Source organism: Bariatricus sp. SGI.019 (assembly GCF_050315235.1).
Lineage (GTDB): Bacteria > Bacillota > Clostridia > Lachnospirales > Lachnospiraceae > JAFBIX01.
In genome coordinates, this window is sequence record NZ_JBNPOQ010000001.1 from 147,384 (window position 1) to 164,462 (window position 17,079).

Sequence of the window (17,079 nt, forward strand, 5' to 3'; positions counted from 1 at the left end):
CTATTATTCTTTGTGTTCGTTGATATATTCCATAACATCCCCTACAGTTGCAATCTGTTCCAGATCTTCTGTTGGGATCTCAATTCCATACTCATCCTCCAAAGCCATTACCAATTCAAACAGATCCAGAGAATCTGCTCCAAGATCTTCTTTAAATGAAGACTCTTCTGTAATATCAGCTTCGTCTACTCCCAGATTTTCTGCCACTAATTTTTTGATTGTTTCCAACATACAATTAATCTCCTTTTCTTGATTTGTTCTTTGCAGAAAAGTAGCCACTGGCATTTTCTGCATCTTATAATATGATATCTATATAAACTGGAACTTGCCAGTTTATCTCCGCTTTATCATCGCTATGATGCCATTCCTCTTCTAAGAATGCCACTCAATGATCGTCGATCCCCAGGTAAGTCCTGCACCGAATCCTGCCATCATGATCTTCTGTCCAGCCTTCAGCTTACCGGTACGGTTCATTTCATCCAACAGAATCGGAATACTTGCCGATGAAGTATTGCCATACTCCTGCAGATTCATCGGAAACTTTTCGATTGGTTCCTCCAGGCGCTTTGCCACGGCTTCTACAATCCTTCGGTTCGCCTGATGTAAGATATACCAGTCAATTTCTTTCTGAGTCATCTCATTTCTTTTCAATGCTTCGCGAATGACTTCCGGTACTTTTTTTACCGCAAACTTAAAGACCGCCTGCCCATCCATTTGCATAAAATGTGCTTCATCCACCAGGGACTCTGCAGCTATCTCTGAAGTCAGACCATTACAGTCATGTCTGCTCTTACAAGTAAGTGCCACTCCCTTTAATCCATCGGAATGAGTGACTGGCAGATAAAACTTCTGATCTTCTGCCTTCAACACTGCAGCTCCAGCACCGTCTCCAAATAAGATACAGGTTCCTCTGTCCTTCCAATTGGTCAGATTTGAAAGGCTCTCACTTCCGATAATCAATGCCGTCTTATATATTCCCCCGGCAAGATATGCTGCTGCGGTATTATAAGCCAACACAAACCCCGTACACGCCGCACTCAAGTCAAAGCAGGTGGCATTCATTGCCCCGAGTTCCTTCTGCACTTCACATGCAACACAGGGAAGAATCACATTCGAAGAGATGGTCGATACCAGAATCAGATCTATCTCTTCTGGCGTTACTTCTGCATTATCCAACGCACGTTTCGCCGCTTCACAGGCCATAGAAACCGTTGTTTCTCCCTGAATGATGTGTCTTCTTACCACACCCGTTCTTTCCTGAATCCATTCATCACTGGTCTCCACCAGCTTCGCAATATCGTTGTTATCCATTGTATACGACGGTGCGTATGACCCCGTCCCACATATTATTCCTGTCATATGCATTCCTCTGATTTATTTTGACTTTAAATTATTTTGACTTTCAAAGTATATATCTGGTAAGCGTATTTGTCAAGTACTTTGATATTCAAAGTATTATTTTTCTATAAAAAGATATGTCAGAAATCAACATTTGCTATCGATTTCTGACATATCTTTTCATATTATACACGTCATATCTTATCTTCTATTCTTATATGCCAACTTCACTTCTCTATCCTCTGTGATTAGCATTTCTCCGCGATATCGTAGATCAATCGTTCCGTATCTTCCCATCCAAGGCACGGATCTGTGATAGATTGCCCATAAGTCAGATTGTCACAGATATCCTGTCTGCCTTCCACCAGATAGCTCTCAATCATAATCCCCTTGACCAGTTTCTTAAGTTCCGGATTATAATTTCTGCTGTGAAGGACTTCACTGGTAATCCGGATCTGCTCCTTGAACTTCTTCCCTGAGTTTGAATGGTTCACATCTACGATGACCGCCGGATTTTTCAAATCCTTCTTTGCATACATATCTGCCAGACGTGCAAGGTCTTCATAGTGATAATTCGGGATGGTTGTGCCGTATTTGTCAACGCCGCCTCTTAAAATCGTGTGCGCCAGTTCATTTCCGCTGGTGGTCACATCATTTCCGCGATAAATAAAACGATGTGGATGCTGTGCTGCAGTTACGGAATTCAACATCACTGCCAGGTCTCCACTGGTCGGATTCTTCATTCCCACCGGAATGTCCATGCCGCTGGCTGTCAGACGGTGCTGCTGATTCTCAACGGAACGGGCACCGACTGCCTCATAAGACAATACATCATCCAAGTAACTTCTATTCTCTGGATACAGCATCTCATCTGCAGAAGAAAGCCCCGTCTCTTCCATAACACGGATATGCATCTTGCGGATTGCCACGATACCAGCCAACAGATCCGGCTCCTTCTCCGGGTCAGGCTGGTGCAGCATTCCTTTGTACCCATCTCCCGTGGTACGCGGTTTATTCGTATATACTCTCGGAATAATCATTAATTTATCGGATACTTTATCTGCAACCTTTTTTAGACGATTGACATATTCACACACCGACTCTTCATTGTCTGCAGAACAAGGTCCTACCAGTACAACAAACTTATCAGATTCTCCGGTAAATATCTTACGGATCTCATCATCTCGTATCTTCTTAATCTTCGTTACCTCTTCCGGTACCGGGTACTGAGCCTTCAACACATCCGGCAGCGGTAATTCATGGTTCAATCTCATTGACATCTCTCTATCTCCTCCTGTTTTCACCTTATCTGCTCTGACACAAGTCCTTTTCCAATCAGATCATTCAGGAAACCTTCGCATCCTTCTACAATGTCATCGTATGTCCGGTCAAAATTCCCGGTATACCAGGGGTCTGCGATATCTCTTGGATTCTCTGAGAAGTCCAGAAGCTTGCATACCTTGTGCTCCGGGTCGGAACCAATGATCCTGTCTATGTTACGAATATTACGGTATTCCATCCCAATCAGATAGTCATACTTCTGATAATCCTTCTTCTGAAGCTTCACGGAATATTTCCCTGAGGTACTGATTCCATATTGTTTTAATTTATTCACCGTTCCATAGTGAACCGGATTGCCAAGCTCTTCTGAACTTGTAGCAGCAGAGGCGATATGAAACTGGTCACCCAAGCCACGTTTCTCTACCATGTCACGAAAGACGAACTCCGCCATCGGGGAACGGCATATGTTTCCATGGCAGATGAATAATACATGAATCATATAGTCAAACTCCTTTGATGATCATCTCCTCTGGAGACTGTATCTAGTATAACACCACCGCCCCAAAACTTCAACACTTTAAAGTGTTGATATTTTCTTGTCAATTTTCTGAACAGAGCGATACTCAATCCTCCCCGCCTGCCACCGTATGTCAACAGCTGTATAAAACTGAACCTATCATATCCATTCGGAAGCTTTCCGGCAAATAAAGTAGAGATACCTATACTTGAAAATCGACCAATCAGATTAAAAAGGGATTCTCCTTCCATCAACAAAATTTATACGTGAAACTTCTTTTCCAGTAATATCAATTTTCATACGCATCTCTGCATCAGCTGACCGCCATTCTCCTTCAGCCACCTGTTCCATTTCCAATAATCTGGGAATACCCGAAGCACCTCTGCATAGAATCTGTCTGAATGATTCATCTCTTTTCGATGGCAAAGCTCATGAACCACAACACTATCAATGACTTCCGACGGCGTCAGCATCAGAAGACAGTTGAAATTCAGATTCCCATTCGCGCTGCAGCTTCCCCACCTGGTCTTTTGATTACGGATTGTGATTCTCCCATAATCGACACCTATCTTTGGCGCATAATATGCCACCCTCTGTGGAATCACTTTCACTGCCTGATCCGCAAGTTCCTGAATCTCTTGCATGGTAAGCTTCTCAACCGGCGGTCGTTCTTCTAATCTTTGTCTGGCAATCTCCTGGTGCTTCTGAATCCATTCTTCATGCTTATGCACAAACTTACAAATTTCTGAATCAGGAAGTCTTATGGGTACACGGACAATCACCTGCCCATCTGGTTTTACTTCCAATCCTATCGTTCTTCTATTGCTCCTGATCACGGTATACTCTAACTTCATATTGCCTGCCCCATTAGTTCAATCAATAGGATAGATTCCCAAATTAAAATGACACGATTAATTGCATTTTAAATCGTTCTTCTCCATAAACCGCATGCGGGATTCCCTTTGGCATGATTAGTGTATCGCCCTCCTCAAGGTAGAACACATCATCCGCCACCGTAAAGCGACCTTTTCCTTCAAGCACCGTCACCATTGCATCTCCACCGGAAGAATGAGTGGAAATCTCTTCCCCTTTGTCAAAGGAAAATAAAGTCATGCTGACAGAATTGTTCTGAACAAGCGTCTTGCTGACAACCTGCCCCTCCAAATACTCTACCTGATCCTTTAATGCTAACTTTACTTGCTTCTCAATGTTCTTATACATCTTTCTTTTCCTCCTAATTATAAAAACGGCAGTGTCATCTGTTCATACTTTTCTTCCATCTCTATTTCAGAGACTTCGTACCCCTCCATCTGACGACCGACCCATTCCATCAGCACATCTACCACATAATCCTGCTGCTCTTCGGTAAGTTCCTTTCCTCTGGGAAAATGATGCCATTTCTCCAGACAGCCTCTGCAGCAGCAAGCCGTAGCATGCTGCGCAATGAAAATCGGATGGCCTTTCATCGGTGTTTGTTTACCATCATTAGGAATCACCGCTGGCGCCAGACGCTGACTGACAAAGTCCTTGGCATGCTCCCGAATCTTGTCACCGCCTTTATCAAGCACATATTTCTTATCCTTTTCTTTTAGATGAAACCCACTGCGAAACTTCGACTGGGATAAACGTTCAAACAAATCTTCCAGATTCCTTTTCTCACCATCACACAATCTTCTCACTCTTCTTATCCATCGTTAATCTTCCACCTTCTCAAACCGATACTTCTGCTTCACATCTGGATACTTCTGTCTGTCCACTTCACTCATGAACATCGCATACGGTCTGGCACACACCTTAAATGGTGCATACAACGCCTGATAAATCACTAGTCTCTCGCCTGTCTCTGTATGTGACGCAAACGCAAGCACCTTATACAGATACTCCGAAGTATCCGCAGATACCCACTCACGCTTAAAATGCTGCACGATATCACCCACACGGATATCCCCGTTCATTACCTCTGCCGGCTGTTCCTCTTCAGGTTCTGAGGCAATCGGTTCTGACTCTAATTCCTCATATTCGTCCTTGTCAAGAGAGACCGGAACACCGGTTTTGCCTGTGATATGAACACCGCCATACCAGGTACCCTCGATAGTAAAAATGTCACCAATGTCGTATTCCGAAGAATAATCATTATTTTTCTTTATAATCTTAATTTTATTCATTGGAGTCACCTCAATTTCCCTATTGCTTTTTCAATTTGCCTATAATCATTTATTTTCTCTCGTAGCGAGAGCTTCATCAAGACTTCCCGCCAACATGCTCAGATAAGATGTTCTCACCGTATCCTTCATAGAAAGTCCCAGTTCCACCATTTTCTTTTATTTCTTCTAGATTATTAACCGGCAGTTTAACTTCGATTTCATAATGATTCAATAAATATCCCCTCCCCGGTCATTACAATCTCTCTACCTTCAACTATAATTCAACTATCGCGTTATCTATTCCTCTGCTTCATCCAACGCCACTCCTTCGCCCCATTCCTTCAGATACCTGAGATATTCTGCTTCTGTATTCAGGAAATTCTCTGCATTCTCGGGCAGTACGATGGGTTCCAATGTACCTGCGATATAATTGCACACATATATCACTTTGCTGCAATTCAGGAATACCCAGTCGAATTGTACTTTTTCATTTTTCTGGCGTTGTTCCATGTATTCGAATAGAGATTGTGCATCAATCGTTGTCTCGTCTGTCGGATGTAAGAACAGATACAATCCATTATAGCGTTTGTTCTTGTAGTTGGCATTTAGTTTTTCCAACTTCCTGTCGAATCGATACTCTGCTTTTTTCAGATAATCCTGCTCTAGTTCCGGATCGGGTAACACAGCCCAGAATCTTCCGTTGTAAAAGTACAGCCGATCTCCGTACCGTTCGATTGCCGATTCTGGGAGTTCTTCTTTCCGGCATCCCAGATATTGTTCAATGAAGGATTCTGTCTTTCCATCGTCTGGCATGAGTGCCTGACTGACTTCCAGTCCAAAGTCCATGGTCTCATTGATCCAGTCCGGAGATTCACTTTTGATGAAGACAGGCTTATATTCTGCCCACAGATACTTTAATGAAACTGCTGCGTATATCTCATTTAACAGCTTTTCATATGCCATCTTTCTACCTCCCGTCTCTGACCTTTTGGTAACTTAGTACAGAGTATGGCAGTTTTATTCAGACTCGCCCCACTCTAATATTTCCTTCAGACTCCTTGGTTCATAATCCATATGCATCTCCTCTAATGATTGATATGGCCTTCCATCGTAATTTCTCCCGCCATTGTCAATCTGACTACAGCAGAATAGATGCAGGTCACTAATATAATAATTCATTGATTGCCCTCTCTACTCAAATGGATACCGTACTCCCCAGTCTTCTCGAAGTGCATCCATCTGTTCCATAATCTTCACGGTCTCGCTGTGTGGCATTTCTTCACATTCCAATTGTCCAGCTTCCAACGCTCTCTTGCAGGCCTCGACTTCATACTCGTATCCGGTGATCTGCTTTGGTACTTCTATGGTGCGGACTAATGTTCTGTCCTTTGTAAACACTTCGATCTTGTCAATATTATTGATATTATATGCGATCAGATAGCCCTTGGTGCCGTAGATGATGCCGTACTGCTCTGTTGCGGCCATCATTCCTGCGTGCAATGTTGCAATACGTCCATCTTTGTAACTGAAGATCATCGCATCTTCTGCATCCATGCCGGAATCTATTTTTACACAAGTTGAAGTGATTTTCTCGATATCATTTCCAAAGAACATACTGGCGAAATTGATTGGATATACACCCACATCCAGCAGTGCTCCGCCGGCAAGTTCCGGCTTGATCAGACGTTCTACTCCAGACAGTTCATACCCCAGATTCGCACTCAGCATTTGTAGTTCTCCAAGTTCTCCACCTTCCAGAATATCTGTGATAATCTTTCGAGACGGCATATAGCGGGTCCAGATCGCCTCTGTGATAAATACGTGCTTTTCTTTTGCATAATCAAGAAGCTCTCTTGCCTGTTTCGCATTTGCAGTAAACGCTTTTTCACACAATACCGGCTTTCCATAGGTAATACATAATTTTGCATGTTCCAGATGATGAGAATGTGGGGTCGCGATATAAACCAGATCTACGTTCTCATCAGCCAGCATCTCCTCATAAGAGCCATAGGCTTTCTCAACATGCTCATCCTCTGCAAATCTTTGCGCCTTCTGCAGATTCCGGGAAGCAACTGCATATGCATCAGCCCCTTCCATACCGTTCAATGTAAGTGCCATCTTGCGAGCAATACCGCCTGCGCCTAATATTCCAACCTTCATTTCTCATTCTCCTTTTCTATCATCCAGATTTTCTGTGCAGGCTCCCATTGCCTCCATTACTGCATTGCGGAAGCCGCATTCTTCCAACTTCTTGACCATCTCAATCGTAATTCCTCCAGGGGTACATACTTGATTCTGCAGCTCTGCCGGATGCTTTCCTGACTTCAGGACCATCTCCGCACTTCCTTTTACAGCCTGTGCACTCAGACGGATTGCCTGATCCCATGGAAATCCTTCTCTTGCGGCTCCATTTGCCATTGCGTCTATCAACATAAAGATCATCGCCGGAGATGAACCTGTAACCGGAATAATTCCATTCAGCAGTCTCTCTGGCATCCGTTCTGCTGCCCCGAATCCTCCGATCAATCTTGTAAGTTCTTCCACCTCTTCTTCTGTAACGTTATCGTTCGGCGCTACTGCGGTTACCGCTGCACCAACCGTAGCACAGGTATTCGGCATAGTACGAACAATCTTCTGATCAGCGCCGATGTGTGACTGAATCTCATCCAGTGTAACACCTGCTGCCACAGACCATACGATGGTTCCATTTTCCTGGACAGTCTCGGCAATTTCATCGAACACATCCGGACAGAATCTTGGATGAATTGCAATCAATACAATATCTGCTTTTGCTGCTTCTTTATTATCCTGTGTAATATTAACTCCCAAAGTATCCTTGATCTTTTCAAGGCTTGGCAGATAGATATCCGACACCAGAATCTCAGCCGGATTAATCAATTTGTTATTCACAATTCCTCCAAGAATTGCATTTGCGATAAGTCCACATCCAATGGTTCCTAACTTCATCTTCTCTTCCTCCTCGTAAGTTTTGAACATATTTATACCAGTCTCGTGGTCCATTTCGTACAATCCCATACGTCTGTCGCAATTCCATCATAAAATTCTGGTTCGTGGCACACCATAAGAATACTTCCTTTATAATCAATCAGTGCTCTTTTCAGCTCATCTTTTGCCATTACGTCCAGATGATTCGTCGGCTCATCCAACACCAGAATATTGGACGGGCGGTTGATCAGCCTACACAGCCGAACCTTCGCCTGTTCGCCTCCTGAAAGCACCTTTACTTTACTTTCGATATGATTCGTGGTCAGACCACATTTTGCAAGGGCAGAACGTGCTTCGTATTGGGTGAATCCTGGGAATTCGTTCCAGATCTCTTCCAGACAAGTAGTCTCGATATCCGGCGGCATCTCCTGCTCGAAGTATCCGATTTCCAGATAATCTCCCTGCTCTACCGAACCTTCAAGCGGATCGATCAGTCCCAGAATACTCTTAAGAAGCGTGGTCTTTCCGATTCCATTTGCACCGGTCAATACAATCTTACTTCCTCTTTCCATCTCCAGATTCAGAGGTGAAGACAGGGGATCATCATATCCAATCACCAGGTCTTTGGTTGTGAAGATATATCTGCCCGGCGTCCTTGCGACCTTAAAGTTGAATTCTGGTTTCGGCTTCTCGGCTGCAAGTTCAATGATGTCCATCTTATCCAGCTTTTTCTGACGGGACATTGCCATATTTCTGGTCGCGACACGTGCCTTATTTCTTGCCACAAAGTCTTTAAGCTCCGCAATCTCTTTCTGCTGACGGTTATAGGCTGCCTCAAGCTGTGCTTTCTTCATTGCGTAGACTTCCTGAAATTTATCATAATCTCCTACATAACGTGTAAGCTGCAGATTATCCATATGGTAGATGAGATTAATGACGCTGTTCAAAAAAGGAATATCATGAGATATCAGAATAAATGCGTTCTCATAGTCCTGCAGATATCGCTTCAACCAGGTGATATGTTCCACATCCAGATAATTGGTGGGCTCATCCAACAATAAGATATCTGGCTTTTCAAGAAGTAATTTGCCCAGAAGAACTTTGGTTCGCTGCCCGCCTGAAAGATCAGTTACATCCCGCTCCAGTCCGAGTTCCAGAAGTCCCAGCGCTCTTGCAACTTCTTCTACTTTCGAATCTATCAGATAGAAGTCCCGATTAGTGAGCAGATCCTGAATGACTCCCAGTTCCTCCATATAGGCTTCCATCTGCTGTTCATCTGCATCTCCCATCTTATCACAGATCTCATTCATCCGCGCTTCCATATCGAACAAAGAATCAAAGGCACTTCTGAGAACGGATCCTATGGTCATGCCTTCTGTAAGGACTGCGTGCTGATCCAGATACCCGACCTTCACGTTCTTCGCCCATTCAATCTTGCCTTCATCCGGCATAAGCTTCCCGGTGATAATGTTCATAAAGGTAGATTTCCCCTCGCCATTTGCTCCAACCAGACCGATGTGCTCTCCCTTTAACAAGCGGAAAGAGACATCTTCAAAAATCGCACGATTACCAAAACCGTGCGATAAATGTTCCACATTCAGAATACTCATATAACCTCCTCAATCATTTACCATATATGTATGTATATCATCCAATGTATCGATCAATGGATCCAACAAGTCTATACGCTCACATGCATTACTCAATACGACCATTACATATGGATGTTCATCTGCCATCACAATTCCCGCATCATTCTGTACCATATAATAATCACTGGAATTGATCCAGCCTGCCTTGGAATATACCGTATACGTATCTCCTAATGTGTCATAGATACATGAATTCAAAGTATCTGTAAAAACAGATGCAAGCCACCGGGAATCTTCCGTATCACTCATAAAGTAATCATACATTTGCACCCACAAAAGTCCCAATTCTCTCGCTGTGATATCTGCCCACTTATCGATGAACTCTATATCACTACACCCGGCTTTTTCCATCCATTTTTGAAACACTTCTTTTCCATAAGTATTCCACAGCACTTTATATCCATCATTACTGGATATATGAATGGTCTCCTCTATCACAGAGCGCTGCTCATCCAGGCAAGACGGCACTTCCTGTGCCAGACAGACTATATAAGGCCCTTTGATGGTGCTGGCAGAATAATAGGTCTTTGTCTCGCGATAACTAAAACCCTGACCACTGTTCAGATCATACATCCAGAAGCTGACATTATAACCTTCTGCTTCAATTGCCTCCGTTTTATCTTCTAATTCCTTCTTTAATCTTGGTTCCGGTTCATGAACAACCATATCTATTGCCGATGAGACCACACTGGCTCCAACTGCATGCGAATATGTACTTGATTCAGCCGCCTTTCCTGTCATGGTGCAAAAGCTGATCAGAGTCATAAGGAAAGCACACACAATAAGAACCGATCTTCCCTTTTTCATAGCCTACCTCTTTCGTACTTTAGATTGCCTTTCCGGCCAGAACCTCCTGATAATCTTTGTAATTCTTCTTCAGAAGTTCCGGTGTATTCAGTCCATACGGGCATTTGGACTTGCACTGTCCACACTCCAGACACCCTTCAATCTTCTTCATCTTCTCCTGTGTCTCCTCTCCCAGATATGCAGCCGATGGCGCGCGCCGAAGAAGAAGTGACATTCTTGCACAGTTATTGATCTCGATTCCTGCCGGACATGGCATACAATATCCGCAGCCCCGGCAGAATTCCCCCTGCAGCTCCTGCTTATCTCTTGCAATCCTCTCTGCAATCTCTCCTTCCATCTTCGGTGGATTGTCCTGGTAGGATAAGAACTCATCCAATTCACGTTCTCTCTGGATTCCCCAGATTGGAAGGACGTTATCATATTGATTCATATATGCATAAGCCATCTCTGAATGATTGATCAGCCCTCCAGCCAGAGCTTTCATCGCCAGAAATCCCATATCCTTCTCTTTACACTGCTCTACAAGATTCAGTTCCTGTTCTGAACTCAGATAGCTGAACGGAAACTGCAATGTGTCATAGAGCCCACTGTCTATTGCTTCCTGGGCCACCGCAAGACGATGGTTCGTAATTCCGATGAATCGGATCTTTCCCTGCTTTTTCGCTTCCAGCATTGCATCATATAACCCATCTTCTCCACCCGGTTTCGGACAGAATGCCGGATTATGAAACTGATATACATCTATATAATCAGTCTGCAGCTGTTTCAAAGATTCCTCAAGATCCTTCCAGAAGCCTTCCGCATCCTTAGCCATTGTTTTGGTCGTAATAAAGATATCTTTCCGCACATCCGACAGTGCATACCCAATCTTCTCTTCACTGTCGGTATACATCCGAGCGGTGTCAAACAGCCGCACTCCGTTCTCATACGCTTTTTGCAAAATCTTCGCTGCATCTTCCTTACTGATCCGCTGAATCGGCAGCGCCCCAAATCCATTCTTATTTACCACAATATTCGTTCTTCCTAATCTGACAGTATCCATAATTCTCCTCCTTCGTCTTATGTATTATCTTAGCACATCCTTTCACCTCTGACCAGAGGACAACACTGGATGAAATGTTGATAAAAATATAAATTTGGTTTTTCTTTCTGATAGCGTTGTTAATTGTTCCTTATCATGTTATAATTTTATCAAATGATTAGACAGGAGGCGTGCATTATGTATGCAGAATTTAGTGACAACCTAATAACCGGTAATGAGATGATCGATTCTCAGCACAAAGAACTGATCTCTAAGATTAATGACGTTCTGAAAAGTTGCGAACAGAGCAATGATAAATTAGTCGCAGTAAAGACTCTGGACTTCTTGGAAGAATATACAGAATATCATTTCTCCGCAGAGGAAGCACTTCAGAGAGAGATTGAATATCCAGGCTACGATAAGCATAAAGCTCAGCATGACGCTTTCAAGCAGACGATCGCTGATCTTCAGGATATGCTTCAGGAAGAGGAAGGTCCATCTCCAGCTTTTGTAGCAAAGGTTCAGGAAAAGGTCGTTGAATGGCTTTATGTACATATCGAAGGCTTTGATCGTTCTGTTGCAGAATACAAATTTATGCGCGAGAACAATGCAAGACTTTAACAGCGATATCAGATTTTGATTCATAATCATAGCGCCCAGCTATAAGCTGGGCACTATTTCTTATACATTTTATTATATTATTAACAAAGGAGACCTATTATGGCAATGACCATCTTCCATTCCATCTATCAACTTTTATGGGGCGATCTCATTACCATTCCATTACCCGGCGGCAGTTCCGTGGGGATTTCCCTGTTAGTACTGATATTGATTCCATCCGGCATCTACTTTACCATCCGGACCCGGTTTCTTCCTGTCCGCCTTTTCCCGGATATGATGAAAGTTACAATTGAAAAAAAGGCATCTTCTCAGAAGGATTCCATCTCTGGACTGCAGGCATTGATTATCTCCACTGCGACCCGTGTCGGTATGGGGAATCTGGTCGGTGTGGTAGCTGCAATATCCGCAGGTGGCGCCGGTGCCGTCTTCTGGATGTGGGTGACAGCTCTTCTGGGTTCCTCTACAGCATTCGTTGAGGCGACCCTGGCACAGCTTTACAAAGAAAAGGATCCCTTATATGGCGGATATCGCGGTGGTCCTGCCTACTATATCCACCATTTATTTATCAAAAAAGACAGCACCCGCAGGCATTCTGTTATCGCCATTTTATTCGCAATCTCTGGTCTGATCTGCTGGTGTGGCATCAGCCAGGTCATTGGGAATTCCGTTTCTTCGGCGTTTGAAAATGCCTTTCATATTCCACCACTCTATACGACGATTCTACTCGTCCTTATTGCCGCAATTATTGTACTTCGCAAAAACGCGACCGTAAAAGTGCTGGATATTATCGTACCGATTATGGCAGGGCTCTATTTCTTCGTTACGATATTTATTATCGCAAAAAATATAACCCTGCTTCCTTCCGTTTTCCAGCAGATATTCTCAGAAGCATTCGGATTGCGTCAAGTCGCAGCCGGAGGTTTCGGTGCTGTGTTGATGAACGGTGTAAAGCGCGGACTGTTCTCCAATGAAGCAGGTTCTGGATCAGCGCCATGCGCGGCCGCCGCTGCTGATATCAACCATCCTGTCAAGGAAGGACTCTTGCAGGCATTCGGTGTCTTTATCGACACCATCGTTATCTGCAGCTGTTCCGCAATGATCATGCTTCTGACTCCATCCGCACTCACCGAAGGGCTTGTGGGCATGGATCTTCTTCAGGAGGCAATGCGCTATCATCTTGGAGAATTCGGAGTGATATTCATTGCTGCCACTCTGTGGCTCTTCAGTTTCTCGACTTTTATCGGTGTACTGTTCTATGCCAGATCAAATGTTGCCTACCTGTTTGGCGATAACTGGCTGTCACAGACATTGTATAAAGTCCTTGCACTGATCATGCTGTTCATCGGCGGACTGGCTGCATACACCTTCGTCTGGGATCTGGGAGATGTTGGAATCGGGATGATGACCATCTTTAATATGATTGCATTGATTCCATTATCACGCCAGGCAATTGACGCTTTAAAAGAATACGAACGCACAAAAAAACCTAGATAGCTACTTCCCTTTATTCACTTTTTCTGACACACCAGCGATACTGGTAAGGTGCCATCCATACTGACTGCATGCTCACTCTTTCTTTACGAAAGAGGTCTTCATACTGTGCATCAAGAGTCGGAAGACATGCCATCTTACCTTCCCCTGAAAAATTGGCAATACAGATCAGTTCTTTTTCTTTGAAAGTTCTCCGTATGGCAAATACCGACATCTGACAGGTATCCCACGTTGTCACATTAGCTTCATTGCGAAAGCATGGATTCTGTCTTCGTATCTGCTCCATCTTCTTAAGCCCTCTCCAGATCTCATTCTGGACAGTTCCCTTTTTCCTGCGAAGTTCTGCATTCTCCCAGTTAAAAGGGCTTCTATGCAGATAACGACTGTCTGCGGCAACATCCGGATTATTCTTATATCCATAATCGTTGACCTGGCCAATCTCATCTCCGGATGAGAGCATCATAAATCCCTTCAGGCTCATACATGCTGCATGCATCATCAAGACCCTCTGAATGCCTTGCTCTTTCTGCCAGTCATCCCCTTCGAATCCGCCCTTTTCGATTCCGCACAGACTTGCAGTTGTCCCACAACTTCTGGCATCTAGGCTAATCGGATCATAATTATACAGTTCACCTCTTGCAAAACTATCTGGGAACGTCCCTTCGAAGAACCGGTACAGATACTCCTTATGTCTTAATGGATCAATCTGGAGATTTCTTTCCTGTTCTTCATCCAGTCCCCATCCGATATCATCATGACAGCGCAGATAATTGACGAAATAACAATTATCAGGGAGACTGTGAATGACATCCATCTGATGTTTCAAAAGTCTGGTGTCCTGTGTAGCCAGGGCCGCCCACAGATTGACCATACTGGATACTCCATACAGCATATGGCATTCCGGTTCTTCCTTCGTACCGAAGTATACCGGCAACTCTTTCGGCGCCATAACGACCTCACCTTTTAGGATAACTCCCGGACATACAATCTCCAGAATCATTCGAATCATCCGCACAATGGTATGCACCTGTGGCAGATTCCTGCAGTTTGTTCCAAGTTCTTTCCAGATATACGGGACTGCATCGATTCGAAAGATCTCCACACCCATATTCGCCAGATACAGGATATTTCCCACCATCTCATTAAACACTTTTGGATTGTGGTAATTCAGATCCCACTGATATGGGTAAAATGTAGTCAGTACAAATCTTCGCATCTCTTCACACCAGGTAAAATTCCCCGGTGCCGTAGTCGGAAATACCTGAGGCATCGTCTGCTCGAATCTTGATGGAATATCATAGTTGTCATAACACTGATAACGTTGCATATATTCCCATTCTCCTGCCTTGGCGCGCATTGCCCACTCATGTGTATCCGCCGTATGATTCATGACAAAGTCAAGACAAAGACTGATTCCCCTCTCCCGCAATGCTTTTGTAAGTTCTTCCAGGTCCTCATTCGTACCAATCTCCGGGTCAACCGTTCGAAAGTCTTCTATTGCATATCCTCCGTCGTTATACGGATGTGGCATCTTCAAAAGCGGCATCAGATGCAGATATGTAATCTTCTGCTCTGACAGATAATCCAGGTTCTGGATCAGTCCCTTCAGATTACCTGCAAATAGATTCGGATACATGGTCATTCCCAGCATATTTTTATCTCTGAACCAAAACGGATTCTTTTCTCTTTTGCTATCCAGTTCCTTCAATTCTGGGGATCTGTTTTTAAAAAATGACTCCATCGATAGAAACAACTCTTCATAGCTACGGTCATCCTGGTACAACGACATGTATTTTTCATATAGCTCCTGTCCATGGAGCTGCATTCTTCGTTTATAATCTTTATCTTCCATTTTATTTCCTGCTTACATTTCGTTCCATCATATCTAACACCATAGTGACTCCTTATCTGTCAGAATTATGGCGCAGATATGTAATATTATTTTTATCGGTTTCTACTTCTATAATGTCTGTCAGGCCATATACTACCTGGCTGATAACATATTCCCCATCGTTGATATATATTTCAACCAGATTCCTATCCACGAAGATCTCCAGCCTACATTCACCAGAAACTTTTGGACTCTTTGCTGTCAATGCATACTCTTTCAGATCTGCAAAGACTTTACTCCGATCCGTCAGAATACGCCTGTCACACCTTTGAATCTGATAACCACCAATGTTGAGCTTCTCTCCTTCTTCCAGACATACTTTTATGCAAAATGGCTCCAACGGATTCCACTCTTGTGAAGATGCTGCCACTTCGTTAAAATACTTCCTTACTTCAGGGTGCACCCTGTAACAGACATGCCCGTTCTCCACTTCAACCACACGTGGCAGACACATCATACCATTCCATTTAATTCCTTCAGCCTCTGTAACCGGCTGCGGCATACGCATCCAGGCAATCATGACTCTTCGGCCTTCGTGATCCAGATTCGTCTGTGGTGCATAGAGATCCATTCCATAGTCTACATACTGTACTTCTCCAGTCAATCGAAGATTGCACTGTTCCCGGTCGAATTCTGCCGTAGCACAGATTGCATGGTTCTCATAACCACAGGACCCATCTGCTATATACATGGCAGATCCTTCAAACACATGCACTCCATCTACCTCGAATATATCCGGGCATTCCAGAATCCTGCCAAAGCGTTTATCCTGAACCTGATTTTTAAACTTCCAGTTGATGCCGTCATGGCTCGTATAAAAGACTGCTCTTCCAACCTCTTCCCGATAAGTGCTTCCAAGTACCATGTAATAGGTATCGCCATCTTTCCACACCTTTGGGTCTCTGGTATGCGTCGGATGTGCCTGATCTTCATTCTGGTTCACCGGAATAATCTGCTTTTTATTTTTCCAGTTGTCAAAATGTATCCCATCCTTCGAGATCACCATCGCCTGGCTGGTTTCAAAGCGGTTATCCTTCGCCATATGAATATTCTCACGGTCTGATTCCAGATATTTTACTGCCGAATAATACAGGTACATCTCTCCGTCTTTCTCAAGCGCGCTTCCCGAAAAGACACCATTCTGGTCATAATCCTTCGTCGGAAATAATGCTACACCCAGATGCTCCCAATGAATCAGGTCATCGCTCACCGCATGCCCCCAGTGCATGGTCCCCCATACCGGAGCATACGGAAAAAATTGATAGAACAGATGATATCTGCCTTTAGAATAGATGAATCCATTCGGATCATTGATCCAGTTACCCGGAGCTCTTAAATGCAATTCTTGTTTTGTCATATTTATTCAGTCC

The 17,079-nt window shown here is 43.9% G+C and carries 20 protein-coding genes; 2 read left to right on the forward strand and 18 right to left on the reverse strand.

Annotation, left to right across the window (positions count from 1 at the left end; translation table 11 throughout):
• Positions 1-3: 3 nt before the first annotated feature.
• From acpP to ACQRD1_RS00890, 16 genes are all read right to left on the reverse strand, one after another.
• Positions 4-231: an acyl carrier protein gene (acpP, locus tag ACQRD1_RS00815; RefSeq protein ID WP_268826441.1), complete on the reverse strand. Its 228-nt coding sequence runs from the start codon at positions 229-231 to the stop codon at positions 4-6.
• 141 nt (positions 232-372) lie between these two features.
• Positions 373-1,359, reverse strand: coding sequence for a beta-ketoacyl-ACP synthase III (locus ACQRD1_RS00820; RefSeq protein WP_235232294.1), 987 nt, complete (start codon positions 1,357-1,359; stop codon positions 373-375).
• A gap of 227 nt (positions 1,360-1,586) precedes the next feature.
• A complete protein-coding gene (locus ACQRD1_RS00825; RefSeq protein WP_235232295.1) occupies positions 1,587-2,618 on the reverse strand; it encodes a 3-deoxy-7-phosphoheptulonate synthase in 1,032 nt (343 codons plus the stop codon).
• 20 nt (positions 2,619-2,638) lie between these two features.
• Positions 2,639-3,118 carry a low molecular weight protein-tyrosine-phosphatase gene (locus ACQRD1_RS00830; protein WP_235232296.1) on the reverse strand — a complete coding sequence of 160 codons (480 nt, stop codon included), beginning with the start codon at positions 3,116-3,118 and terminating at the stop codon, positions 2,639-2,641.
• A 314-nt stretch (positions 3,119-3,432) separates the two neighbouring features.
• The gene (locus ACQRD1_RS00835; RefSeq protein WP_235232297.1) at positions 3,433-3,990 is read right to left on the reverse strand and encodes a M48 family metallopeptidase; all 558 of its coding nucleotides are present in this window, start codon (positions 3,988-3,990) and stop codon (positions 3,433-3,435) included.
• Positions 3,991-4,033: 43 nt separating this feature from the next.
• A complete protein-coding gene (locus ACQRD1_RS00840; protein ID WP_235232298.1) occupies positions 4,034-4,357 on the reverse strand; it encodes a cupin domain-containing protein in 324 nt (107 codons plus the stop codon).
• A 17-nt stretch (positions 4,358-4,374) separates the two neighbouring features.
• Entirely contained in the window at positions 4,375-4,815 is a 441-nt protein-coding gene (locus ACQRD1_RS00845; protein WP_235232299.1) for a DUF4186 domain-containing protein, read from the reverse strand.
• A gap of 15 nt (positions 4,816-4,830) precedes the next feature.
• Positions 4,831-5,301 (reverse strand): DUF1653 domain-containing protein, encoded by a 471-nt coding sequence (locus tag ACQRD1_RS00850; protein ID WP_235232300.1) that lies wholly within the window; start codon positions 5,299-5,301, stop codon positions 4,831-4,833.
• 76 nt (positions 5,302-5,377) lie between these two features.
• The gene (locus ACQRD1_RS00855) at positions 5,378-5,512 is read right to left on the reverse strand and encodes a hypothetical protein (RefSeq protein WP_268826442.1); all 135 of its coding nucleotides are present in this window, start codon (positions 5,510-5,512) and stop codon (positions 5,378-5,380) included.
• Between the two features lie 65 nt (positions 5,513-5,577).
• A complete protein-coding gene (locus tag ACQRD1_RS00860; protein ID WP_235232301.1) occupies positions 5,578-6,243 on the reverse strand; it encodes a hypothetical protein in 666 nt (221 codons plus the stop codon).
• 54 nt (positions 6,244-6,297) lie between these two features.
• Positions 6,298-6,459 (reverse strand): hypothetical protein, encoded by a 162-nt coding sequence (locus ACQRD1_RS00865; RefSeq protein ID WP_235232302.1) that lies wholly within the window; start codon positions 6,457-6,459, stop codon positions 6,298-6,300.
• A 12-nt stretch (positions 6,460-6,471) separates the two neighbouring features.
• On the reverse strand, positions 6,472-7,440 hold the full coding sequence (locus tag ACQRD1_RS00870; protein ID WP_235232303.1) for a Gfo/Idh/MocA family protein: 969 nt from the start codon (positions 7,438-7,440) through the stop codon (positions 6,472-6,474).
• 3 nt (positions 7,441-7,443) lie between these two features.
• The gene (gene proC / locus ACQRD1_RS00875) at positions 7,444-8,247 is read right to left on the reverse strand and encodes a pyrroline-5-carboxylate reductase (RefSeq protein WP_235232304.1); all 804 of its coding nucleotides are present in this window, start codon (positions 8,245-8,247) and stop codon (positions 7,444-7,446) included.
• Between the two features lie 32 nt (positions 8,248-8,279).
• On the reverse strand, positions 8,280-9,836 hold the full coding sequence (locus ACQRD1_RS00880; RefSeq protein ID WP_235232305.1) for an ABC-F family ATP-binding cassette domain-containing protein: 1,557 nt from the start codon (positions 9,834-9,836) through the stop codon (positions 8,280-8,282).
• Between the two features lie 9 nt (positions 9,837-9,845).
• Positions 9,846-10,685, reverse strand: coding sequence for a serine hydrolase (locus tag ACQRD1_RS00885; RefSeq protein WP_235232306.1), 840 nt, complete (start codon positions 10,683-10,685; stop codon positions 9,846-9,848).
• A 19-nt stretch (positions 10,686-10,704) separates the two neighbouring features.
• Positions 10,705-11,727 (reverse strand): aldo/keto reductase, encoded by a 1,023-nt coding sequence (locus ACQRD1_RS00890; RefSeq protein WP_235232307.1) that lies wholly within the window; start codon positions 11,725-11,727, stop codon positions 10,705-10,707.
• 177 nt (positions 11,728-11,904) lie between these two features.
• Here ACQRD1_RS00890 and ACQRD1_RS00895 point away from each other — a divergent pair, with 177 nt between their 5' ends.
• Positions 11,905-12,327, forward strand: coding sequence for a bacteriohemerythrin (locus tag ACQRD1_RS00895; RefSeq protein WP_235232308.1), 423 nt, complete (start codon positions 11,905-11,907; stop codon positions 12,325-12,327).
• A 99-nt stretch (positions 12,328-12,426) separates the two neighbouring features.
• Positions 12,427-13,821, forward strand: coding sequence for an alanine/glycine:cation symporter family protein (locus tag ACQRD1_RS00900; RefSeq protein ID WP_235232309.1), 1,395 nt, complete (start codon positions 12,427-12,429; stop codon positions 13,819-13,821).
• A 10-nt stretch (positions 13,822-13,831) separates the two neighbouring features.
• Here the strand turns inward: ACQRD1_RS00900 and ACQRD1_RS00905 are convergent, their stop codons facing one another.
• Together ACQRD1_RS00905 and ACQRD1_RS00910 are read right to left on the reverse strand one after the other, a co-directional pair.
• Complete coding sequence (locus ACQRD1_RS00905) at positions 13,832-15,670, reverse strand: alpha-amylase family protein (RefSeq protein WP_235232310.1); 1,839 nt, start codon at positions 15,668-15,670, stop codon at positions 13,832-13,834.
• 52 nt (positions 15,671-15,722) lie between these two features.
• Positions 15,723-17,066, reverse strand: a complete 1,344-nt coding sequence (locus tag ACQRD1_RS00910) for a glycoside hydrolase family 32 protein (protein ID WP_235232311.1) — start codon at positions 17,064-17,066, stop codon at positions 15,723-15,725.
• Positions 17,067-17,079 lie beyond the last annotated feature (13 nt).